At 62.4% G+C, this 21,173-nt stretch carries 20 protein-coding genes; 6 read left to right on the top strand and 14 right to left on the bottom strand.

Translation table 11 applies throughout. The features are described 5' to 3' along the window. Positions 1 to 26 precede the first annotated feature (26 nt). The 5 genes from CF68_RS03190 to CF68_RS39045 form a co-directional block, all read right to left on the bottom strand. Complete coding sequence (locus CF68_RS03190; RefSeq protein ID WP_035815971.1) at positions 27 to 1,649, bottom strand: GMC family oxidoreductase; 1,623 nt, start codon at positions 1,647 to 1,649, stop codon at positions 27 to 29. Between the two features lie 188 nt (positions 1,650 to 1,837). Beyond that, positions 1,838 to 3,046: a tricarballylate utilization 4Fe-4S protein TcuB gene (tcuB, locus tag CF68_RS03185; protein WP_035815969.1), complete on the bottom strand. Its 1,209-nt coding sequence runs from the start codon at positions 3,044 to 3,046 to the stop codon at positions 1,838 to 1,840. Continuing rightward, positions 3,033 to 4,442 (bottom strand): FAD-dependent tricarballylate dehydrogenase TcuA, encoded by a 1,410-nt coding sequence (gene tcuA, locus CF68_RS03180; RefSeq protein ID WP_035816010.1) that lies wholly within the window; start codon positions 4,440 to 4,442, stop codon positions 3,033 to 3,035. The genes tcuB and tcuA overlap by 14 nt, the downstream gene beginning before the upstream one ends. A 46-nt stretch (positions 4,443 to 4,488) precedes the next feature. Continuing rightward, complete coding sequence (locus CF68_RS03175; protein WP_235205654.1) at positions 4,489 to 4,632, bottom strand: hypothetical protein; 144 nt, start codon at positions 4,630 to 4,632, stop codon at positions 4,489 to 4,491. Between the two features lie 133 nt (positions 4,633 to 4,765). Next, positions 4,766 to 4,990 (bottom strand): rubredoxin, encoded by a 225-nt coding sequence (locus CF68_RS39045; protein ID WP_084187048.1) that lies wholly within the window; start codon positions 4,988 to 4,990, stop codon positions 4,766 to 4,768. 235 nt (positions 4,991 to 5,225) lie between these two features. On the opposite strand from CF68_RS39045, the gene CF68_RS03165 reads away from it, so the two are divergent. The 4 genes from CF68_RS03165 to CF68_RS03150 are packed head-to-tail and all read left to right on the top strand — an operon-like array spanning position 5,226 to position 8,843. Beyond that, positions 5,226 to 6,395, top strand: coding sequence for a thiolase domain-containing protein (locus CF68_RS03165; protein WP_035815964.1), 1,170 nt, complete (start codon positions 5,226 to 5,228; stop codon positions 6,393 to 6,395). Between the two features lie 5 nt (positions 6,396 to 6,400). Continuing rightward, entirely contained in the window at positions 6,401 to 6,817 is a 417-nt protein-coding gene (locus CF68_RS03160) for a Zn-ribbon domain-containing OB-fold protein (protein ID WP_035815962.1), read from the top strand. Between the two features lie 24 nt (positions 6,818 to 6,841). Beyond that, positions 6,842 to 8,011: a beta-propeller fold lactonase family protein gene (locus CF68_RS03155; RefSeq protein WP_035815961.1), complete on the top strand. Its 1,170-nt coding sequence runs from the start codon at positions 6,842 to 6,844 to the stop codon at positions 8,009 to 8,011. Between the two features lie 55 nt (positions 8,012 to 8,066). Continuing rightward, complete coding sequence (locus CF68_RS03150; protein ID WP_035815960.1) at positions 8,067 to 8,843, top strand: SDR family oxidoreductase; 777 nt, start codon at positions 8,067 to 8,069, stop codon at positions 8,841 to 8,843. A gap of 71 nt (positions 8,844 to 8,914) precedes the next feature. Here the strand turns inward: CF68_RS03150 and CF68_RS03145 are convergent, their stop codons facing one another. The 5 genes from CF68_RS03145 to CF68_RS03125 all read right to left on the bottom strand — a co-directional run bounded on the left by CF68_RS03145 (position 8,915) and on the right by CF68_RS03125 (position 14,610). Next, the gene (locus tag CF68_RS03145; RefSeq protein ID WP_013959054.1) at positions 8,915 to 9,667 is read right to left on the bottom strand and encodes an IclR family transcriptional regulator; all 753 of its coding nucleotides are present in this window, start codon (positions 9,665 to 9,667) and stop codon (positions 8,915 to 8,917) included. A gap of 166 nt (positions 9,668 to 9,833) precedes the next feature. Continuing rightward, positions 9,834 to 10,619, bottom strand: coding sequence for an enoyl-CoA hydratase/isomerase family protein (locus CF68_RS03140; RefSeq protein ID WP_035815959.1), 786 nt, complete (start codon positions 10,617 to 10,619; stop codon positions 9,834 to 9,836). Positions 10,620 to 10,635: 16 nt separating this feature from the next. Further along, a complete protein-coding gene (locus tag CF68_RS03135) occupies positions 10,636 to 11,379 on the bottom strand; it encodes an enoyl-CoA hydratase/isomerase family protein (protein ID WP_035815958.1) in 744 nt (247 codons plus the stop codon). Positions 11,380 to 11,404: 25 nt separating this feature from the next. Next, positions 11,405 to 12,457 (bottom strand): CDP-6-deoxy-delta-3,4-glucoseen reductase, encoded by a 1,053-nt coding sequence (locus CF68_RS03130; protein ID WP_084187030.1) that lies wholly within the window; start codon positions 12,455 to 12,457, stop codon positions 11,405 to 11,407. Further along, positions 12,454 to 14,610, bottom strand: coding sequence for an acetate--CoA ligase family protein (locus tag CF68_RS03125; protein ID WP_051591377.1), 2,157 nt, complete (start codon positions 14,608 to 14,610; stop codon positions 12,454 to 12,456). Before CF68_RS03125 ends, CF68_RS03130 begins: the two co-directional genes overlap by 4 nt. Positions 14,611 to 14,946: 336 nt before the next feature. On the opposite strand from CF68_RS03125, the gene CF68_RS03120 reads away from it, so the two are divergent. Then, the gene (locus CF68_RS03120) at positions 14,947 to 15,708 is read left to right on the top strand and encodes a hypothetical protein (protein WP_235205653.1); all 762 of its coding nucleotides are present in this window, start codon (positions 14,947 to 14,949) and stop codon (positions 15,706 to 15,708) included. A gap of 257 nt (positions 15,709 to 15,965) precedes the next feature. Here the strand turns inward: CF68_RS03120 and CF68_RS03115 are convergent, their stop codons facing one another. The 3 genes from CF68_RS03115 to CF68_RS03105 form a co-directional block, all read right to left on the bottom strand. After that, positions 15,966 to 17,081, bottom strand: coding sequence for a CapA family protein (locus CF68_RS03115; RefSeq protein ID WP_035815952.1), 1,116 nt, complete (start codon positions 17,079 to 17,081; stop codon positions 15,966 to 15,968). A 147-nt stretch (positions 17,082 to 17,228) separates the two neighbouring features. Next, positions 17,229 to 18,242: a tripartite tricarboxylate transporter substrate binding protein gene (locus CF68_RS03110; RefSeq protein WP_051591376.1), complete on the bottom strand. Its 1,014-nt coding sequence runs from the start codon at positions 18,240 to 18,242 to the stop codon at positions 17,229 to 17,231. Between the two features lie 116 nt (positions 18,243 to 18,358). Then, positions 18,359 to 19,144 (bottom strand): SDR family NAD(P)-dependent oxidoreductase, encoded by a 786-nt coding sequence (locus tag CF68_RS03105; RefSeq protein ID WP_035816003.1) that lies wholly within the window; start codon positions 19,142 to 19,144, stop codon positions 18,359 to 18,361. Between CF68_RS03105 and CF68_RS37970 the strand changes: the two genes are divergently transcribed. Further along, a complete protein-coding gene (locus tag CF68_RS37970; RefSeq protein ID WP_235205652.1) occupies positions 19,113 to 19,646 on the top strand; it encodes a YciI family protein in 534 nt (177 codons plus the stop codon). The two genes, CF68_RS03105 and CF68_RS37970, sit on opposite strands and share 32 nt — an antisense overlap. Positions 19,647 to 19,765: 119 nt before the next feature. On the opposite strand, the gene CF68_RS03095 is transcribed toward CF68_RS37970, so the two are convergent. Next, positions 19,766 to 21,157 carry an MmgE/PrpD family protein gene (locus CF68_RS03095; RefSeq protein WP_051591375.1) on the bottom strand — a complete coding sequence of 464 codons (1,392 nt, stop codon included), beginning with the start codon at positions 21,155 to 21,157 and terminating at the stop codon, positions 19,766 to 19,768. Positions 21,158 to 21,173 lie beyond the last annotated feature (16 nt).

Below are 21,173 nucleotides of genomic sequence, written 5' to 3'. Positions count from 1 at the left end.
TATTGCGGAGATCGGCTTCGCAGCCGCTACGCCGTCCGGCTTGACGCGGTTCGATCGGCGAGGATCATGTCGGCCCCCTTCTCTCCGATCATGATGGTCGGCGCATTGGTGTTGCCGGAGGTCACGACAGGCATGATCGACGCATCGACAACGCGCAAGCGCTCGACGCCGCGCACACGCAGGCGTGCGTCAACCACTGCCATGCTGTCCTTGCCCATCTTGCATGTGCCCGCGGGATGGAACGCGCACTGGCCTTCGCGCTCCATATAGTCGATCCATTGCGCGTCGGTGCGTACCGGGTCGCCCGGCACAAGTTCGCGGAGGATCAGCGCAGAGAGCGGCTCCATGGCAAATATCTCGCGCAAGCGCCGCAACCCCGCCAGCATCGCGCGGACATCTTCAGGATCCTGCAGGTAGTTCGGCACAAAGGCAGGCGACTGCATGGGATCGCTGCTACGCAGTGCCACCTCACCGCGCGAGGCCGGGCGCACGCGATAAACGGACGCGCTGATGGCGGGGAAACTGTCGACTACCGCTTCACTGGACCCATCGTAGGAGAATGTCATGGGCCGGAAACTGAGCTCCATGTCCGCATACTCGACATCTGGCCCGCTGCGCACGAAGGCGGCTGCAATCGATGAGCCGAGTGCAAGGTAGCCACCCTTGGTGATCAGATAGCGCGCGCCCTCAGCGTACTTTCGCCATCCGCCGAGATGCTGGTTGTAGGAGCCGCCAGGCGTGGTCTGCGCCTGCACGCGCACCGCGAAATGGTCCTGCAGGTTTTTGCCGACGCCCGGCACGTGCGCAACGGTCGCGATGCCATGTTGCCGCAGCTGCTGGCCGTCGCCGATGCCGGACAGCATCAGCAGATGCGGCGAACTCAGTGCACCCGCGCACAGTATGACCTCGCGCGCGGCTTCGAACCGCTGGGTCCGTCCCTCCAGCAAGACCTCGATTCCCGTAGCAGCCAGGCCACTGAAGAGCACGCGGCGTACATGCGCACCAGTACGGATCTCGAGATTCGGCCGGCGCCCGGCAACGGGGGCCAGGAATGCGTCATAGGTGGACTGCCGCACACCGTTGCGAATCGTGGCGCGCAGCAGCCCTACGCCCTCCTGATCGCCTTCGTTGAAGTCATCCAGGCGTGCCAGGCCAGTCTGTTGCGCCGACGCCAGGAACGCCAGCGCCGCAGGGTGCAGGACCGACGGATCGCTCACGGTCAGCAGTCCGTGCGGCCCGCTGGCGGGTTCGGTGTCAGCGGCATCGCACACCGAGCGCCTGAAGTACGGCAACACGTCGTCCCAGCCCCAACCGGGGTTGCCAAGATCCCGCCAATGATCGAAGTCGCGCCGGTTGCCGCGCACATACACCATGCCATTGATGGCACTGCTTCCGCCCAGCGTCTTGCCGCGCGGCCAGTATATCTGGCGATTGCGCAGGCTCGGCACCGGCTCCGTCTGGAAACACCAGTTGTAGCGCTCAGACTTAAAGAGCTTGCCCATGCCGGCGGGCGTGCGGATCCAGAAATCGTCAGCGGGTGGGCCCGCCTCCACCAGCAGCACACGCGTGCCTGGATCCTCGCTCAGTCGACGCGCCAGGACGCACCCTGCCGAGCCGGCGCCAATGATGATGTAGTCGTAGCAATTCATGCAGTCAGTCCCCTGCCGAAGCCAGCGAGCCGCCACTGGAGCCGATCGGCCGTGGCGACGCTGCCGGGCAACGCAAAAAAAAGCTGGCGCGCCGAAGCTTCACGCCCCGGACTGCGCCAGCAGATTGAATCTCTCCGATCCAGCTCGATCCCTACGCCTGGAACCTTGGCAGGCGTAGGAGGCCACCATCAGTCGTCGCCGAGATGCAGTTCGCTCGGCCTGCGCTTTTCAATGTTGGACTTCAACAGCGCTGCGGTGCGGAAGATGCCGTGCGCAAACTTCCCGTACGGCAGCGTCGCAAACAATGCCATCACCACACCAAGGTGTACCGCCAGCAGCAACGGCATCGCCGCCGTCTCACGTGCGGCCAGCAAGCCCAGGCCCGTCGCACTGGTCAACAACAGCAACGCGATAAATCCCCGGTCCATCGGCCGCTGTTTCGCATCCCCGTGCATCGGATGCCGTCGCAGGTTCAGCCACAGCAAGCCAGCAGGCCCGATCAACAGCCCGATACCGCCGGCGGTCCCCAACAGCACCGGCAGGCTGAACACCGGATACGGCGCATGCCACCCCAACAGATAGTGGTAAGCCGTCGCCACCGTTGTCGAAGCAAAGCACAGCATGAAGCCATAGAACGTGAAATGGTGGAATCGCCTCCGCGCCAGCGTAAAGCGATCGCTCGCCTCATTGCACCCATCACCATGCCCTCCATCGAGGTAGGTCAACGCCAGCACATTCTTCGTCGCCTCGGCCACCGCAGGCGCTGACGCCGCCGTACCGGCGGAGACATCGCGCCAGAACCGCCGCACGCTAACACCGAGCGCCAGCACCGAGAACCCAAACACTGCACCAAACATCGCCGCCAGCGTGTTGTGCGGGAACACCGCATAGAAATTTCCACTGGTATGCCGCTGCCACAGCGAGCCACCCATAGTCACGGCCAGGGCCAGGAACAACGCCAACCCGATCGCCAGCGCGACCGACACCGTCAGGCCGTTGCGCTTGTACAGCTTGCCCAGCGGCGCCGGCCACGCATATTCGCTATACGTCTCCAGCCGCACCTTCGCCATCGCCTGCGGCACATTGACACCGAAGTCATGCGGCGGCGCATATTGGCATGCGTGATAGCACGCCCCGCAGTTATGGCACAAGTTCGCTAGGTAATTGACATCGGCCTTGCCGAACTCAAGCCGGCGCGTCATCGCCGGGAACACCGCGCAGAATCCTTCGCAGTAACGGCACGCATTGCAGATCTGCATCTGCCGCGCAACTTCGGCTTCATTGTCGGTCAGCGGCAGCACGCGGATCACGCGTCCAGTGCCGGGCGCGACGATCGCGCCTTCTTCGTTCCCGGCCAGTTGCGCGGCTTCCCGCGCCAGGGCTTCAAGCTTCTGCATGGACGGCTCCCGTGTTGATGCCTGCCGCCAATGCAGCCTGCGTGCCGGCGATGCGCCCAAAAGCCGTGCCGATCGACATGCCGACCCCGGCCGTATATCCCTTTCCGAGCACGTTGCCCGCCATCATTTCTCCCGCCACGAACAGATTCCCACTCGGCTTTCCGCCGAAGTGCACCTGGGCCCGATCGTTGACCTTGAGCCCCAGGTAAGTGAAGGTGATGCCCGGCCGCAGCGCGTAGCCATAGAACGGCGCCTGGTCCAGCGGGCGTGCCCAATGCGTCTTGGCCGGTACGAGCCCTTCGGTATGGCAATCGTCCAGCGCGGTATGGTCGAAGGTGCCGACGCGACACGCTGCGTTGTAGTCCTGCACGGTGCGTACGAACTGCGCCTCCGGCAGCTCAAGCTTGCGCGCGAGCTCAGGTAGCGTGTCCGCCTTCTCGCCAGGAAACACCGGCGGCATGAAGCGGCCGATGGCTTGGCTGTCGATGATCGAATAGCCGATCTGCCCGGGCTGCTGCGCCACCAGCCGGCCCCAGATCGCATAGCGCTTGGGCCAGAAGTCCTCGCCTTCGTCGTAGAAACGTTCGGCGTCGCGGTTGACCACCACGCCCAGCGACACGCAATCGATGCGCGTGCAGATGCCGCCGTCGTACAGCGGCGCGCGCGCGTCGATGGCGACGCAGTGCGATTGCGATGGGTCGCCGATGGCGTCAGCGCCGGATTCGATCATGTGCCGCAGCAGCACGCCCTGGTTGAAGCGCGTGCCGCGGATCAGGAAGTTGTCCGCGGGCCATTCGCCGCGTTCGTTCTGGCCCCAGGCTTCGCGTAGCCATTCGCGGTTGGACTCAAAGCCGCCCGCGGCCAGCACGCAGGTGCTCGCAGTAAAGCGCATGTCGCCGCTGCGTGCGGCGACGAAGCGGTCCCCATCCAGCTCAACGCTGTCGACCGGGGTGTCATAACGGATCTGCACGCCCATCGCTTCGGCGCTGCGGTAGTACGCGTTGACCAGGGCCTTGCCGCCGCCCATGAAGAAGGCGTTGGTGCGGGCCACGTGCAGCGCGCCCGAAAGTGGCGGCTGGAAACGCACGCCATGCCTGCGCATCCACGGCCGGCACGTCGATGACGCGCGGATCACCAGCCGCGCCAGGTGTTCGTCCGTGATGCCGCCCGTCACCTTGAGCAGGTCCTGCCAGTACTCCTCTTCCGGATAGGCGTCGACCAACACGTCCTGCGGCACGTCATGCATGCAGCGCAGGTTGCGGGTGTGTTGCGAGTTGCCACCGCGCCACGCGCGTGGCGCCGACTCCAGCAGCAGTACCGAAGCCCCGGCTTCGCGCGCCATCAGCGCGGCGCAGAGCGCGGCATTGCCGCCTCCTATCACTAGTACATCGATCATCCAATTCTCCATCATGGCGCCGCGCGCGGCCGCCAGGATCTGACTGTCACGCCTGCCTGGCATCTCGGCAGCAAGGCGGGAACACGCACCAGGAACCGTCGGCGTGGCGGAAGAACATCAAGCACAGCGCGCCCGAAGGCCGCTCAACCTCGACCTGCACATAGCCGCGAGGGCTCGCGTCGTCGCGCATGCGGGTGATCCTTGCCCTCTCCACCGCATCTGGCCCGAGCCACTTCTGCATCAGCCCGCGCAGGGACATTGCACCGATTCCCATTTCATCCTCCCTGGCGATCCGGCCTCGCACCGCGCCGGCTTTACCTGTCTTACACCTCGACCATCTCGAAGTCGCTCTTGCCCACCGAGCACTCCGGACACATCCAGTCGTCCGGAATGTCATTCCAGCGCGTACCCGGCGCAATGCCCTCCTCCGGCATTCCCATCGCTTCGTCGTACACGAAGCCGCACAGTACGCACTGCCAAACCTTGAATTCGGCAAGGACGGCACTCGCACCCGAGTGGTCACCGCTCGCGCATAGCTGGTTCTCCATGGCCCTACTCCTTTCGTCATACCTGCCCCTTGCGGGCTCGGCGCTGGGGGACCTGCCTGCGGACAGAGCCCCCTCTTGAATCACTAAAACGAGCCATGCCGGCCCTGTCCCGATGTTTTTCAGGTTTCCCACAACCTTGGACACGATGGTATCATGGGTTCTGATCATTAGCATCGATTCCAGTGTATGAAACCGAACGGCAGTTGTCCAGTAACCGACTGCAAGGAGACTCGGCATGACAATCAAAGGCAAGGCCTACATCATCGGGGCGTATGAACACCCCCTGCGCAAAGCGCCGGAGCACTCCGTGGCGCAGCTCCATGCGGAAGTCGCCAAAGGTGCGATCGAAGACGCGGGTCTGTCGCGGGACGACATTGACGGCTTCTTTTGCGCCGGCGACGCACCGGGGGCCAATGTCTGGTCGATGGCGAACTACCTCAACCTGAACCGGCTCCGGCATGTCGATTCCACGGATATGGGCGGATGCTCCTACCTGGCGCACGTGGCCCACGCGGCCGAGGCAATTGCGGCGGGAAAGTGCAACGTGGCACTCATCACTCTTGCCGGACGGCCAAATTCGGAGGGCATCTCCGGCACCCAGGTCCGCGTCCGCGGCGTCAATATGCCGGAGGCGCCCTATGAAATGCCCTACAGCCCGGTCACGCTGAACCTGTACGCCATGTGCGCCATGCGGCATATGCATGAGTTTGGCACGACCAGCGACCAGCTGGCCTGGGTAAAGGTTGCCGCTTCGCACCATGCGCAATACAACGAAAACGCAATGCTGCGCAACGTCGTCTCGGTGGACGACGTACTGGCCTCGCCGATGATCGCGGATCCGCTGCATCGCCTGGATTCATGCGTCGTAAGCGACGGTGGTGGCGCAGTGCTCGTGGCGCGCCCGGAGATTGCCAGGACCCTGGCACGCCCGCGCATCAAACTGCTGGGCGCAGGCGAATCGACTAAGCATCAGATGGCCGGCAAGGTCGACCTCACTTACACCGGCGCGGCTTGGACGGGCCCGCGGGCATTCGAGGAAGCGGGCGTTACCCCTGCCGATATTCGGTATGCGTCGATCTACGACAGCTTCACCATCACCGTGATCCTGCAGCTGGAAGACCTCGGCTTCTGCAAGAAAGGCGAAGGCGGCCGATTCGTTGCTGATGGCAACCTGATCTCCGGCGTGGGCAAGCTTCCGTTCAATACCGACGGTGGCGGCCTGTGCAATAACCATCCGGCAAATCGCGGCGGCATCACAAAGATCATCGAAGCGGTGCGCCAGTTGCGCGGCGAAGCCCACCCGAGCGTGCAAGTGCCAGATTGCACACTTGCCCTGGCCACCGGCATCGGCGGAGCCATTGGCCACCGCCACGGCGCCGCCACGCTCATCATGGAAAGGGAGTAAATGACATGCCAACGTTTTCCGAAGCCCGCAAGATCAGCGACCCCGCCCTGAATCCGGGTGACGAGCCCTATTTCGCCGCCGCTGCCCAGGGAAAGCTGCTGCTCAAGGTTTGCCGCGACTGCGAGCAATCGCATCACTATCCGCGTGCCTTGTGTCCTTTTTGCTGGAGCAGCGATGTGCGATGGGCCGACAGCCAAGGGACCGGGGTGATCTACACCTACAGTGTCACGCGCCGCGGCGCCGGCACGCCATACTGCATCGCATACGTGTCTTTGGATGAGGGCCCCACCATCCTGACAAATATCGTGGACACGGATTTGGACACGGTCCGGATCGGCCAGCGCGTCAAAGTGGTCTTCAAGACGTCGGAAGGCGGCACATCGATTCCGATGTTCACGCCAGTTACCGACAACAGGCCCTGATCCGAATACCCACCGGAGAATTCGATGGCCAGATCCATCGCTTTATATAGCGCCGTTGACGACATGCTCACCCATTACGCGGTGGACGTCGATTCCGCTACGCTTGTCAGGAAGGAAACCGTCCGGGTTCCCGCCAAGGTGCAATATGCCTGGCGGCATCCTGCCAAACCGTGCTTGTATGTTTCCACCAGCAACGGCGGCCCGCGGGTCGAATCGGACTACAACCACGTCAGCGCATTCGCCATCGGTGCGGATGGCGCATTGCTTCCCCATGGGGAAAGCCAGCCATTGCCGCGTCGCGCCGTACATATGTGCGTGGATCCCTCGGGGCGCTATGTCCTGAATGGCCACAACTATCCGTCGAGCGGGGTCACAGTGCATCGCGTACAGGCCAATGGCGAAATCGGCGATCGCGTCGTGCAGGCCACCGCCCTGGATTACGGTATTTATCCGCATCAGGTCATGGTCACGCCGTCGGGCCGCACCGCGGTGATCGTCGATCGCGGCAACAAGGCGCAGGGCGACAAGCCGGAAGAGCCGGGGGCGTTGCGGACCTTCGGCTTCGAGGATGGTCAACTCTCGGCGGGCGGCGTGGTAGCCCCGCAGGGGGGATATGGATTCGGCCCGCGCCACATCGCGTTCCATCCGTCAAAACCCTGGCTCTACGCATCGGACGAACGCACCAACCGGCTTTATATGTTCCGCTACAGCGAACGCGGCATTGAAGCGGCGCCTGCCTTCGCCTGTCCAACGCTGCGCCAGCCGGAACTGGTGCGCCCGCGGCAAATCGGCGGACCGATTCATGTCCATCCGGCCGGTCATTGTGTCTACGTTGCCAATCGGGCCGACCACACCGTCGCCGACGGCGAGCACAAGGTATTCGCAGGCGGCGAAAACAATATCGCGGTTTATGGGATCGACCCGGAAACGGGCGAACCGAAACTTCTCCAGCACGTCGACACACAAGCCTTCCACATCCGCACCTTTGCCTGCGATCCGGGTGGGCGCCTGCTGGTTACGGCAAGCATCAAGGCCCTGCACGAGCGCGATGGCGACCGTATCCGGCACGTGCCGGCGGCGCTCTCGGTCTTTCGCATCCAGGCCGATGGCCGTCTGGAGTTCTGCCGAAAGTACGATGTAGAGACCTCAGGCAGCCAACTCCAGTACTGGATGGGTATGGTTGGCCTTGACTAGTGGCCGGCAAATTGTCGACGAATGTTTATCCGCCCCACCTTAGTGAGCAAAAAACATGGATCTCGGAATCAAAGGAAAGACTGCGCTAATCACCGCCTCCAGCGGCGGCATGGGCAGGAACATTGCGCACGCCTTGGCTGCAGAGGGCGTCAATGTGGTGCTGTTCGCCCGCTCCGCTGACAAGCTGCAAGCCGTTGCGGATGAGATCGAACAGCAGCACGGCGTGAAGGCCGTCGCGGTCCCTGGCAATATGCTGGTTCGCGCCGACGTGGAACGCCTGGCTTCCTCGCTCCGGCAGCACGGCGGTGGACCCGACATTGTCGTCCTGAATACCTCACGCCCCCCCAACCCGATCCGCGCCACACTCGAAGAAACCGACGAGGAGCGCTGGAAGGAGGCGTACCAGAACCAGTTGTGGGGCACCATCCAGGTGGTTACCCACGTCCTTCCGCTGATGCTCGACCGCAACTGGGGCCGGGTCATTGCCATCACGTCGGCATCAGTCAAGCAGCCGATGCCGCATCACAGCCTGTCAACGGTGTTTCGGGCCGGCGTTACGGCTTATATGAAGCACCTGGCGAATGAGGTCGGCGCCAGTGGCATCACGGTGAACTGTGTTGCGCCCGCGCTGATCGACACTTCACACCGCAGCGGCGGTGCCGCCTATTCTGCGGAACAAACGGCCGCCCGCAAGAAACTGACGCCGCTGGGCCGACTCGGTACCCAGCAGGAGACAACCGGCGTGGTAACGTTCCTGGCTTCGATGCAGGCAGGATTCGTCAACGGCGCGACGATTCCGGTGGAAGGCGGGATGGTGGGGTCACTGCTCTGACGCCCAAGCGTCCGGCGAGCGGGGGTGAAGGGTGGTAGGCCGCGTGCAGCGTGCCTACCCCATTGGACCGTCTAGTCCAGCTTGCCGCCGAACTGCAGCGAAATATTGGCGGCGGCGCTGACCACTTGCTTGACGAGTTCCTTTTCCCGCGTCTGCAAACGCACCGTCGGCGCACCGAGTGAAATGCAATAGTGCACTTCCTCATGCACGTCCTTGATGGGAGCCGAGATCGCCGAGATGCCTAGCAGGCGTTCCCCGTGCGAGACCGAATATCCCTGCTCGCGCACCTTCTCGAACTCCGCGAGCACATCGGCCTTGGTTCGCTTGGTCGCCTTGGCGACCGCGGTGACGAGAGGCGCCGCCTCGTCCTTGGGCATATATGCCATCAGCACCTTGGAACCGGAGCCCATGAGCAGCGGAATCTGCTCGCCCGCCTGGACCACGGCACGCAGCGGCGATGCGTCTGTCGACACCGCGTCAATGCAGATGCGATTCTGGCCACTGACCGTATGGAGCGAGATTGTCTCCTTGGTTTTCTCCGCCAGCTCGACCAGGATCGGGCGGGCGATCTCGCGGATGCCGAGCGTACTCTTGACCAGGCCGGCCAGTCGCGTGAAGCGGAATGAAAGGCAGTATTGCTGGTCTTCCAGGCGAACCAGATAGCCGGCCTGGTCCAGACTCTGGACAATGCGGAACGTCGTAGACTTCGGCAGCTCGATGCGGTCAGCAATCTCCTGTAGCGTCAGGCTGCTCCGTTCGGCGGTGAAGCTTTCGAATACAGCAAGAATACGTTGCACCGAGCGCATCATTTGGAGGTGTTCCATCCATATTTTCAAACCCTGTATGGTACATCACGGGCAGTAGGGTTGGTGCCACGCCCACGACGCCTCCTATCATCCGCCACCGCCGTAGGCAGCCCACCGGGCGGGCTCCTACAGCAGCCCTAAAAAGCGCTGTATTAGGCACTTTTTGTACAGAAAAGAGCATGTTTTAGCGGCCCTCGAATACGGGCTTGCGCTTCTCCTTGTAAGCCAGGATTGCTTCCTTGTAGTCGCGGGTCGACTGCACCACAGCCATATGCGATGCCACCGTTTCAAGACTCGTGCGCAGGTCAGTGCGAAGCGATTGATACATCAGCTTCTTTATATCGCGTGTCTGGATCGGCGGGCCATCGGCCAGGCGAGCAGCGAAAGCAATCGTCTCTTGCATCAAGTCATCCGCGCTGCAAACCCGATTGACCAGGCCGATCCGCAGCGCTTCGTCTGCCGGGACGAAGTCGCCAGTCCAAAGTAGCTCCAAGGCCTTGGCTGGTCCCACCAGACGCGGCAGGAAATAGCAACCGCCGTTGCCTGGCAGTAGGCCGACACGGATGTATGCCTCCGCAAATCTCGCCGTGCTCGCTGCAAAGCGCAGGTCGCACATCAGCGAAAGGTCCATTCCTGCCCCAACGGCCGCACCGTTTACGGCGGCGATCAGCGGTTTTTCGAACTCTTCCACCGCGAGCGCAACCTGATGTGTGACGTTCTGGAGCCGCTGCTTGCGTTCCAGTGGTGTCGGTTCGGCTTCCGAGCCACGTCGTCCGAGATCGCCGCCCGAACAAAATGCATCGCCGCTTCCAGTGATGACAAAGCTGCCGATGGCAGGGTCGTCGTTCGCCGTTTTCAGTGCCGTACGCAGAAGCTCGAGCATTTCCTCGCTCAACGCATTCTTCTTTTCTGGTCGATTCAGGCGCGCAACCATCACACGGCCAACCGTTTCAATTTCCAGATCTGCCACTTTCTCCTCCTGATTGTTAACGAACCCCGGATTCGGCAGTCGCGACCGCCTTGCGGTGCCGGGCATGCTGCGCACGCGCTTCCAGCAGCGCCGCCTTCAGCTGCCGGTTGATCCATTGCTTGTTGTCCGCAAACACGCGCCGCTCCTTGGCACCCAACGTTCCCGCAAGCACCGTCGCCGCATGTTTCAGTTCGTCGGCAGGTACCACGGCCGCGACCAATCCCCGCGTCAACGCCTCGCGTGCGGGCATGCGCCTGCCGGTCTGAATCAAGTCCAGCGCGAGCGCGCGTCCGCCGATGACCTCAAGAATGTTGGCCCCGGAGAATGTGGGAATGCCCAGGTCGATTTCGGGCAAAGACAGCGAGGCCGTCTCCGCCGCGACACAGGCGTCCGAAAGCAATGCCAGCATGGCCCCGCCGCCGCTGGCGATGCCGTTCAGTACGGCAATGACGGGGACCGGGTTGTCCATCACGGCATCCTGCAATGCTGCCAGTGCATGGGACCGGCGCTCGCGCTGACGCGCCACGTCGCCGTCTTCCGGCTGCTCTCGTATGTCCGCGCCGCCACTGAATACGCGCCCGCCTGCCGCCGTCAGCAGCACGGCCTTGACAGCGGGGTCGCTCGCGCCTGCCCTGATCGCAGCGGTAATGCCCTCCATGATGGCGACTGTCATTGCGTTCGCTTTCTCGGCACGATTGATCGTGATCCACAGAAAATCGTCGGAACGCTCGACTATCAGATTCTCTTGCCTGCTATCCATAAAACCTGTCTCCAGTCATTTTTTGCTATGCAGCCGCCCGGCTCTTGCCGCCGCCAGACACGAAGATGTCGGCGAAGAACTCGCTATCCGGCAGGCGACAAACGTTGATGAAGTCATCGCGGGCGGACTGAACGACGATCGGCGCGCCACACGCGTAGACCTGATGGCCGGACAGGTCCGGGTAGTCTTCCATCACGGCCAGATGAACGAAGCCCGTGCGCCCTTCCCAGGCATCTTCCTCGCGGGCCTCGGACACCACCGGCACGTACCGGACGCCATATTTCTCTTGCCATGTATGCGCGAGCGCGTCGAGGTAGAGATCGGCAGGACGGCGGCCACCCCAGTACAAGGTCATCGGACGGCCGCCTCCCTTGCTTGCCTCGTGCTCGATCATGGCCTTGATCGGCGCGAATCCCGTGCCGCTGGCCACGAAGATGATCGGCTTTGGGCTCTGCTCGCGCACAAAGAACGCACCTACCGGGCCCTCGATCCGCAGCAGGTCATTCTCCTTCATGACGTTGAAGACGTGGGTACTGAACGGGCCGCCGTAGTTGCGCAGATGCAGTTCGACCAAATCCTCGTCCTCCGGCGAATTGGCCATTGACAGGCTGCGGCGAATACCACCTGGCATCACGATATTGATGTACTGGCCAGGCAGAAACTTCAGCCGTTGCCTGGCAGGCAAGCGCAGGCGGATGCGCATGACGTCATGCGCCAGCCGTTCCAGCTGATGTACGCGGCAAGGCAGCCGCACAATGGGGATGTCCATGTTTTCACGGACCACGCTGCTTGCGATCGCCAGCGCGGAGCGCGGCCTGGCCTGACAAAGCAGCGCATAGCCTTGCTCACGCTCCGCCTCCGACAATACACAGCTGTCGGCGTCGCCGTGATCCACATCGCCTTCCAGTACCTTGGCCTTGCAGGTGCCACACGTGCCGGTGCGGCAGCCATGCGGCAGCGGAAAATTGTGGCTCAGCGCGGCGGAAAGGATCGTATCGCCCTCGCCCACGGCCAGCGTGTGGCCGACAGGCTCGAACGTGACCGGGTGCGTCACTGGTTCCATCACGGTCTCGTTCATGACGGATCCCCGGAGACCGGCTGTGACGTGGTGTTGCCACGGGGAATGATGACAGCGTCGGCGGCCACCACGCCATTAGGCAGCACAAACAGCGGGTTGATGTCGACCTCGCCCACCTGATGGCGGGATTCCCAGGCAAACTGCGACAGCGCAGCCAGCGCGCGCGTTGCCGCTTCGACATCCAGCGCCGGCTTGCCGCGGACACCGTCCAGGATCCGACGGCATTTCAGTTCGTCGAGCATCTCCCGCGCGGTCACTTCATCAAACGGCGCCAGCCTGCAGGTCGTGTCGCCAAGGAGTTCGGCATAAATCCCACCCGCACCCACCGCCACTACCGGACCGAAGACCTCGTCGTTGACCACGCCCGCAATCAATTCGAAGCCACCCTGGATCATTTCCGTCACCAGCACGCCAGAGATGCGGGCGGCCGGCGCCTTTTGGCGCGCATTCTCAAGAACCTCGGCGATCGCTGCCTCCAGTTCAGCGCGCGTGCGGATACCGACCTTGACACCCCCCACTTCCGTCTTGTGTGCGATGTCAGGCGAAACGATCTTGACCACCAGCGGTGCGGTCATCCTGTCGAAGACGACAGCCTCCTCGACACCACTGACGATCACATCGTTTGACACGGGAATACCCGCTGCCGCGAGTATGGCTTTCGCATCGGCCTCGGATAGCGACGCACCCTGCGCGTTGCGCGGGAACACCTCGCTCGGTGCCGCAGCCTGTCGCGAAGCGGAGGAAGCTGTGGCGCGTTCGACGCGCGCACGCGCCTGCCGGTAGTTGGCCAGCATTGCCAGCGCACCGGCCGCGCGCGAAGGCGAAGGCAGCACAGGTATGTTTGACCGCGCGAATACCGCCAGCGCCTCTCCGATCTGGCCGGCTGGCGCCGAGGAGAAGACCACAATCGGCTTTTCGCTCGACCCGGCGATTTCGCCCAGCACCTCGGCAGCCACCACGCTCCCCGCCTTGCCGGTTGTCGCGATATTCACGCATACCGCGTGCACATTGGGATCCTCCAGCGTGGCCCGTACTGCGGTTTCCAGATTGGCCCGATTGCCGGCAGAGAAGTAGCCTGCGGTCAGATCAATGGGATTGTGGACTGCCCCGATGTTCGGAATGACCGCCTGCAGGCTTGCCTGGGTCTTTTCGGTCAGTTCGCACAGAGACAGGCCCGCCGGTTCACCGGCGTCGGCAAAGACGATCGCGGAGCCGCCGGAAACGCCCATCACCGCCACCCCGCCGCCCGACGGATACTTGCCGCCTTCTAGTGCCTTCAGGTAGTCAACCGCCTGGTCGATCTCCCGGATCTCCACGATACCGCTTTGCTTGAAGGCCGCCGAGTAGTAGTCATAGCTGCTGGTCATGCTTGCGGTATGCGACGCCGCAGCGCGCGCGCCCTGCTCGGTCACGCCTGCCTTCCACAGCAGCAGCGGCTTGCCACGGGCCATGGCACGTTGGCCAACGTCGAGCAGCGCCCGACCGTCCCGGGTGCCTTCGATATAGGCAAGGATGATCTTTGTCTCGTCGTCATCGATCAGGGCATCGATGAGCTGGACGGCGTCGATATCACTTTCATTGCCGGTAGCGATCACGTGCCGGAAGCCGATGCCGGCCGCCTCGCATGCCAGCGCGATGCTGTAGCCGAAACCGCCGCTTTGCGTCACAAGCGAGACGGAACCCGGTTTGAGCTTCGGCTCGCGGGTGATGCTGCCAAAGGCGGCATAGACATTGGCGTGAATGTTTGCAAAGCCCAGGCAATTCGGCCCCACGATGCGCATGCCGGATCCACGCGCGATCTCCAGCATCTTTCGCTCGCGCTCCACGCCTTCAGGACCGCTTTCCCGGAAGCCACCGCTGAGGATCAGCGCAAACGGCACCCGCTTCTCCGCTGCCATTTCCACCACCGGCAGCACACCCTTGGCCGGAACACCGATGACGACGAGATCCACGTCCTCCTCAATCTCGGCAACGGATCCGTAGCACTTCATGCCGTCGAACTGCTCGTACTTCGGATTCACCGGGAAGATCTTGCCGCTGTAGCCGTTCTTCAGCAGTGCCCGCACGACCTGCGAACCCGGGCGCGCGACGTCGTCAGAGACACCCACCACGGCAATTGAGCGAGGCTCGAATAGATGACTGAATTTGTTCATACCTAGTTGATCCCTTCCCGAGAACATCGGGACAAAACTGCGCATTGATGCGCGACAACGTCTGCGACGAGCAGCCCCCTGCGGGCCAGGCGCTGTGCCGGCTCCGATAACTCCCGACTTTAGTCCGAGCCGTCCTGCCAGTCAACGTTTTTGGAATCGGTTCCATTGTTCAAAACCGGTGAGCCAGATTGTTTGTGGTTCCGTTGATCGAAACTGATGCTATTCATCAAAACTTCTGCTACGATTTGTCCATGGGTTGCCCGCCTGCTCTGAGCAACCCGCAAACCAGCGCGGAAATCTTTCGCGACCTGCGGCAGACGCAAAGGAGAAATGACTATGATTTACACGCGAAGTGGCGCCGACGCCCTGGCAAAACGGAATGTTGTGGTCTCCCCAGGGACCGGCAATAAGCATTGGGGAACGGTTTACTTCGGCCCGCGGTCTTCAAACGAGCGGCAGCCGGGTCCTCAGGCCACGATGTCGGAGTTGGATGCCAACGAAACGATCGTCCCCCATTTTCACGGGGTGACGATGTTTCAACTTTTCATCGCCGGGTCGGGCACCATCGGCAACCGCGGCCAAGTGCTCCAGCCCCTGACCATTCAGTTCAAGGATCACCACACTGCGTACGGCCCGATCGTTTCTGGCCCGCAGGGCCTGTCATTCGTGGCGATGCGCATGTACACCGGCAATTCCGAGCCGATCTATCTCGACAAGCCGGGATACCGCGAGAGGCTGGAGCAAAGCAAACGCCGGCACCTGACGTCGGAACCGGTGCGCTTTTCCACCGAACCGGTTCTCAAGTCCCGCACGGAGGTGGCATGGGAGACCTTGTTCGCGGACGAATCCGATGGCATGTGCGCGCAAGTGGTACGGCTCGGGGAGGGTATGACGGTCCAGGGCCCTGATCCCCGTGCAGCTGGTGGCTACTACATCTTTGTCGGCAACGGCAGCCTGGTTCATGGCGACGAGGAACTGCCGCAGTGGTCCATGGTGGTCGTGGAGCCGAATGAAGAAATGTTCGAGATCCGTGCCGGCGCGAAAGGCCTGGAGGCGATGGTGCTGCAATATCCGCGGGAGGATCGGGCGGGTTGGTGATTGCCGGGGGGCGCACGCCCCCCCCTATCAAGGTGTCTCACCTTTGGGGACGGACATTGCTCCGAAGGCTTTTCCCGCGTACGCGGGAATTTTTTCGTCCGCTGGAAAAAGCGAAAAAGCCACTGTCCTCCCCGCACCGGCGGGAATGACTGTGGCTTGACGGAACGGCAATACCTGCAGCCGAGCCGTTCGCCAGCCGCGCAGCGCCATGCAGGGGCGCCGACGCGACTGGTCGGTACGTTTTGGCGCGGCCTACCTCAGGCGGTGACGATCACTTCGTCCCCTTCCACATGGAAGGTATGCGGCATATCCACGGATGCCCATTCCATATAGTTGAGAACCTCGTCGAACTTCGGATGCCCGCGACGCAGGACTTCCGGCCGGTACCGCTGGTCCATTGCCATGGGCAAGAATCCGACGCGCAGAACCCCCTCCTTCGACACCACCGCTTTCGCCAGCAGGCTCAGGGTACAAGCCTTGCCGTATGGCATGAGCGGGAACTCGGGATCGAGATCCGTGTGATTCCGGACCGCGCCATGTGCCCATGCCGGCTCCGCCCAGGATGGCGCCGGAAAGCCCTTCGTCATGGCGAACACGCCCAGGCTGTAGAAGATTGTCTTGCCCTTGTAGACTTCCACTGCTTTCGGAATGTGCGGCGCATGTGCAACGACGAGGTCGGCGCCCGCATCGATGGCGGCGTGCGAAACGGCCACCTGGTAGTCAGCAATAACCCGTGGCAATCGAATGATGCCGGAGTGAAAAGCGAGAATGACAATGTCCGCTTCCTTACGCAGCGCACGGATGTCCTCCAGAAGCATGGCCAGGTCCTCGGGATCGGGCTCCGTCCGAATGCCGACGGGTTGGTGCGGGCCACGGGTCTCATAGGACGTCCTGATCCGGATTGACGTGACGCCTGGCTTGTCGGGCCCGGCTTCGCTGCCGGCCGCGGCGACCGACGTATAGCCAAGGTAGGCCACTTTCACCCCGTTCTTTTCCACGATCGCGGCGCGACGGGCTTCCTTGAGGTTCCGACCCGCACCCGTCACCTGGATGCCGCGCGAGTTCAGCAATTCGCGCGTATCCAGCATGGCATCGGGCCCGGCATCGCAGGTGTGGTTGTTCGACATGGTGACGGCGTCGAACATGCCATTGGTGTAGATCTCCGCCATCTCGACCGGCTGCGCTACCTGTGGGGCGTGCTCCGCCCGGATGCTCCGGCCCGAATAGGTTCGCATGCAGTTCACAAACCGCATGTCCGCCTGCTCGAGCACCGGACGCACCAACTCTGTGTAGCCCTCTATCGGGAATCCATCCCGCGGCCCGTGGGCAGGGCCACAATCGCCACCGATCAATACCGTCACACTGCCAGACATAACTCTCTCCTCACAACGCCATTTGGTTCCATTAGTCGGAATCGATGTCACTCCTAAGAACTGATGTTAGCACCGGCCGGGTTGCGTGCCAAGCCGCGCACCATCAGCCGGCCTTGGCCGTGAACGTGCGCCACCTACCCTTTCGTGCTATTGCCCCTCGGCCTTGATGTTGGCGGCCCGGATCAGTTCGCCCCATCGCCGGTAATCCTGCGCAACGAAGGCGCCCATCTCATCACTATTGGATCCGACAGGATCCGCTCCATTGGCCTGGAAGCGTTCCCGTACGTCGCTGCTATTCATAATTTTGACGACAGCCTGGCTGAGTCGTTCGACCACCTCGCGCGGCATCTTTGCCGGGCCGACCAGGCCGTACCAGCCTGAGCTGCCGCCAAGGTCTTTCAAGCCCGCTTCCGCTAAAGTGGGGACATCCGGCAGCAGGCTGGACCGGCCGGCCCCGGTGACGCCAATGGCTCGCACCTTGCCGGACCGGATCAACGGCAATGCGGCGACGATGGTGGGAAACGACATGTCGACGTAGCCGGCCATGACATCGTTCAATGCCGGGGCCGATCCCTTGTAAGGGACGAACGAGAACTTGACGTTGGCCGCCCGCTGCAGCAGCTCCGTCGCCAGATGACCAGGCGCCGCCTGTCCGGTCGTACCCGACGTCAGCGGCGTCTTGCTCGAACGTGCCAGACGTAGCAACTCATCCAGATTGCGCACCGGTAGCTTCGGGTTGACCACAATCACGTTAGGAACGTTGGCCAGCAACGAAATTGGAGTGAAATCCTTGATCGGGTCACGCGCCGACTTCGTGTACAGGTAGGGATTGGTCGTCATTCCCATTGAAGTCAGCAACAGTGTGTAGCCATCAGGAGCCGCGGCTGCAACCGCATTGGCCGCGAGCATGCCATTGGCGCCGCCTTGGTTTTCGATGACGACTGGCTGACCCAATGCCTTGTACAGCCTTTCCCCGACCAGCCGCCCGATCAGGTCGGTCGAGCCGCCCGGCGCAAAGCCGATCAGCAACTTGATCGGCTTGTCAGGATAGCCCGCATAGGCCGCGCGCGGCTGCATCAATGCCGCGCTGGCAGCGAGCAAAGGCAGTGACATCAGCAAACGACGGATGCGCTTCGACTGCAATGGAACCATTGTCTCCATGACTCTTTCCTCAAGGGTGGGATGGGATTGCGCGCGCCGCTTTCTGCGGCGTCTGTCCTGACAGGCCACGTGCCGAATCATTTCGGCACAGTGGTCAAATCTTGCTCGGTTTCCGCTTACATCCGGTCGGTTCGCCCACCGTCCACATAGAGCGTGTGGCCGGTAACAAAACTGGAATCGTCGCTGGCGAAGAACAGTACCGATGCGGCAAGCTCCTCCAGGCGCCCTGGCCGATTGAGGACAGCCATGCTCGTGCGAACACGGATATGCTCAGCCACCTCATCCGGGCTCCGCGTGGCGCCCGTGAGCGGTGTCAGGAAGAAACCCGGCGCCACACAATTGACGTTGACACCACTCGGGCCAAGTTCTCGCGCCAGCGTCTTGGTCAACTGGATCACCGCAGCTTTGGCAGACGCATAAGGCGCGCTGGCGCCGGCGGTCAGGTCGCCGATGTGCGGCGTGGTCCCGGTACCCAGGCTCGACGAGATATTGACGATCTTGCCGTACTGCTGCCGTTCCATGTATGGCGCCGCTGCCTGCGCGCAAAAAAACACGCCCTTCAGGTCGAGATCGAGCACCGCGTTCCAGTCCGCATCGCCCATACTGCCAAACGGCCGGTAGCAGGTAACGCCCGCGTTGTTGACGAGGATGTCCACTCGCCCTTCGGCAGCAACCACGTCTTCCATGAAGTTTCGCAATTCCTGCTGCTGCGTCACGTCGACCTTGTACGCACGTGCCTTGCCTCCCAGGCCCTGAATCTGTTCCGCGGTCTCCACCATCGCCGCTTCGTTCACGTCGACGATGATGACAATGGCCCCTTCGCTGGCAAAGCGCAAGGCAATGGCCTTGCCGAGGCCGGAGGCCCCGCCCGTGACGATCGCCACCCTCTCTTTCAGTCGCATCTTCATTCTCCTTGAGCAAACTGAAAAAATTGTAGGTGGCAAAGTTGCGGTAATGAGCCGTTCATCTTCAACACTGCATTGCAAGTCCTTCAATATCACGCTGCAAAGGCCGGACATGCAGCGCCCTATGATGCCAATCACGGGCCGGCTGGCAAGGCCGGAACTCGATGCTGGAATACCACTAGGAGATGAAGAAATGCTGTGGATGATCAACTGCACTGACAAGCCGAACTCCGCTGCCCTGCGCGAAAAATACCTGGCCACACATCGCGCTTATCTGGATGGCTGGAACGAAAAGATCTTTTTCTCCGGCCCGCAACAAAGCGACGATGGCTCGGTATTTGTGGGAAGTTTTTTTATTATCGACGTACCGAGCCGGGGGGAGGCGCAGCGCTTCATCGAAGGCGAAACGTTTCACACTGCGGGCGTGTTCGAATCGGTGAACATCCGCCGGCTGAAGAAGGGGCGTTTCCATCCGCAGGTGGCTGACGCCGCCGCCTGACCGCCCAAAAGGGACCCATCAAAAAACCGACCCGCTCGGAGGCGGGTCGCGCGTCATCATGGGGGCTGGTCGACTGTCTGCCGTCGCCTGCCACACAGTCCTTCGCTATGGGTCCATCGCTACGGGCAAAGCAGTCTCATCAAGGTTGTCACCGAATTCAGCGATTCCAGTCTCTGCACTGCAGCGACAACTTCCTGAGCAGGAACAGGAAGCCCAGACAGATCGGCCAACCGATTGAACTTTCCGATCTGCTCTTCGATATCGCACGGGCTTCCAGGCGTGCCATGCGCGTCGCGCGTCTCGGCATGCCGAACTTCTCCGTTCATCAGGTGGACTTCCACGCGACACGCGAACTGTTTGGGATAGACTTCATCCGCGACCGGATCCACCAGCAGTTCGACCCGCTTCGCCAGCTCCGCCCGGACCGGGTCGTGAATGGCCGCCATGCTGAATGCCTTCGGGTCTCCCGGATCGCCGGTAAGTGCGACCGCTGCACAGTAAGGGATGCTGTATTGCGCATCCATTGTGTCGGCCACCTCCGTATTGCCGTTGTACCGTACGGCAAAGGCGCTTGTCGCGACGACGATCCTGGCGACCTTGTGCACTTCGATTCCGCCCTGCTCCCGCATCCCGAGAAGCAACTGCACCACCCCCTGGATCCAGCCACAGATGGGATACACCTTCACCCAGAGGTCATCGATGGCCCATTTGCTACCCAGGTCTGCATCCAGCAGCACCGGCTGTGCCGTGTCGCCGCTGAATGCCTCGAGCAATCCAAACTTGCCATCGATGGCGGTGGGCGGCGCGGTAAAGCCGCGGCGCGCAAGCATCGCCATGCGAACCGCGGCTTCGGCAGCGCGGCCGGCATGCATGCGCTTGACCATGCCTGCGGAGCCGACCGCGAAATTCTTGACCCCGGATGCGCAGGAACACGCCAGCCCCACCGCGTTGAGCAATTGGTCCAGCGGCAGCCGCATCGCCACGCCCGCTGCAATCGTCCCGGCGACGGGGCCGACCACGCTGGTCTTGTGAAAGCCGCGCTGTGAAGGGTCCATGCCCAGCGCCATGCTGATGCGCGCAGTTGCCTCGTATCCTGCCACGAGGGCCCGCAGCACCTGCACACCTGAGGCCTCCACGGCTTCAGCTGCAGCGAGCACGGCGGGCACAATGACCGCCCCCGGGTGAATAAGGGCCTCGGATAGCAAGTCGTCCAGCTCGAACCCATGTATCGCCGTTCCGTTGCACAGTGCCGCATGACTGGGTGCGACCTTACCGACCCTGCCTATGATGGTACAAGGACCGTGCGTGCCGTCCCCCAGCACCTCAGCGGCCATGATCTCGCTCCAGGGCTGACGTGCTCCGAGCAATGCGCAGCCCAAGGCATCGAGCAGGCACCAACGTGCTTTCTCCATGGGCGCGCGCGGGGTTTCGCTGCCAAGCCCGTGCAGGAATTCGATGAGCCTGCGTGCGTGGCCTTGCGGCTGATGTGGCGTCTCAGTGATGGGTGTCATTGTGATCGGGTTCCAA

It is taken from the genome of Cupriavidus sp. SK-4 (assembly GCF_000611125.1).
GTDB lineage: Bacteria > Pseudomonadota > Gammaproteobacteria > Burkholderiales > Burkholderiaceae > Cupriavidus > Cupriavidus necator.
Note: the sequence above shows the minus strand (reverse complement) of the source record. Positions and strands in the feature narration are given on the sequence as shown.

Excerpts from the sequence above, each read along its gene's own strand:
- CF68_RS03190 (WP_035815971.1), bottom strand. The coding sequence starts at position 1,649 with ATGAATTGCTACGACTACATCATCATTGGCGCCGGCTCGGCAGGGTGC.
- tcuB (WP_035815969.1), bottom strand. The coding sequence starts at position 3,046 with ATGCAGAAGCTTGAAGCCCTGGCGCGGGAAGCCGCGCAACTGGCCGGG.
- tcuA (WP_035816010.1), bottom strand. The coding sequence starts at position 4,442 with ATGATCGATGTACTAGTGATAGGAGGCGGCAATGCCGCGCTCTGCGCC.
- CF68_RS03175 (WP_235205654.1), bottom strand. The coding sequence starts at position 4,632 with ATGCGCGACGACGCGAGCCCTCGCGGCTATGTGCAGGTCGAGGTTGAG.
- CF68_RS39045 (WP_084187048.1), bottom strand. The coding sequence starts at position 4,990 with ATGGAGAACCAGCTATGCGCGAGCGGTGACCACTCGGGTGCGAGTGCC.
- CF68_RS03165 (WP_035815964.1), top strand. The coding sequence starts at position 5,226 with ATGACAATCAAAGGCAAGGCCTACATCATCGGGGCGTATGAACACCCC.
- CF68_RS03160 (WP_035815962.1), top strand. The coding sequence starts at position 6,401 with ATGCCAACGTTTTCCGAAGCCCGCAAGATCAGCGACCCCGCCCTGAAT.
- CF68_RS03155 (WP_035815961.1), top strand. The coding sequence starts at position 6,842 with ATGGCCAGATCCATCGCTTTATATAGCGCCGTTGACGACATGCTCACC.
- CF68_RS03150 (WP_035815960.1), top strand. The coding sequence starts at position 8,067 with ATGGATCTCGGAATCAAAGGAAAGACTGCGCTAATCACCGCCTCCAGC.
- CF68_RS03145 (WP_013959054.1), bottom strand. The coding sequence starts at position 9,667 with ATGGAACACCTCCAAATGATGCGCTCGGTGCAACGTATTCTTGCTGTA.
- CF68_RS03135 (WP_035815958.1), bottom strand. The coding sequence starts at position 11,379 with ATGGATAGCAGGCAAGAGAATCTGATAGTCGAGCGTTCCGACGATTTT.
- CF68_RS03130 (WP_084187030.1), bottom strand. The coding sequence starts at position 12,457 with ATGAACGAGACCGTGATGGAACCAGTGACGCACCCGGTCACGTTCGAG.
- CF68_RS03125 (WP_051591377.1), bottom strand. The coding sequence starts at position 14,610 with ATGAACAAATTCAGTCATCTATTCGAGCCTCGCTCAATTGCCGTGGTG.
- CF68_RS03120 (WP_235205653.1), top strand. The coding sequence starts at position 14,947 with ATGATTTACACGCGAAGTGGCGCCGACGCCCTGGCAAAACGGAATGTT.
- CF68_RS03115 (WP_035815952.1), bottom strand. The coding sequence starts at position 17,081 with ATGTCTGGCAGTGTGACGGTATTGATCGGTGGCGATTGTGGCCCTGCC.
- CF68_RS03110 (WP_051591376.1), bottom strand. The coding sequence starts at position 18,242 with ATGGAGACAATGGTTCCATTGCAGTCGAAGCGCATCCGTCGTTTGCTG.
- CF68_RS03105 (WP_035816003.1), bottom strand. The coding sequence starts at position 19,144 with ATGCGACTGAAAGAGAGGGTGGCGATCGTCACGGGCGGGGCCTCCGGC.
- CF68_RS03095 (WP_051591375.1), bottom strand. The coding sequence starts at position 21,157 with ATGACACCCATCACTGAGACGCCACATCAGCCGCAAGGCCACGCACGC.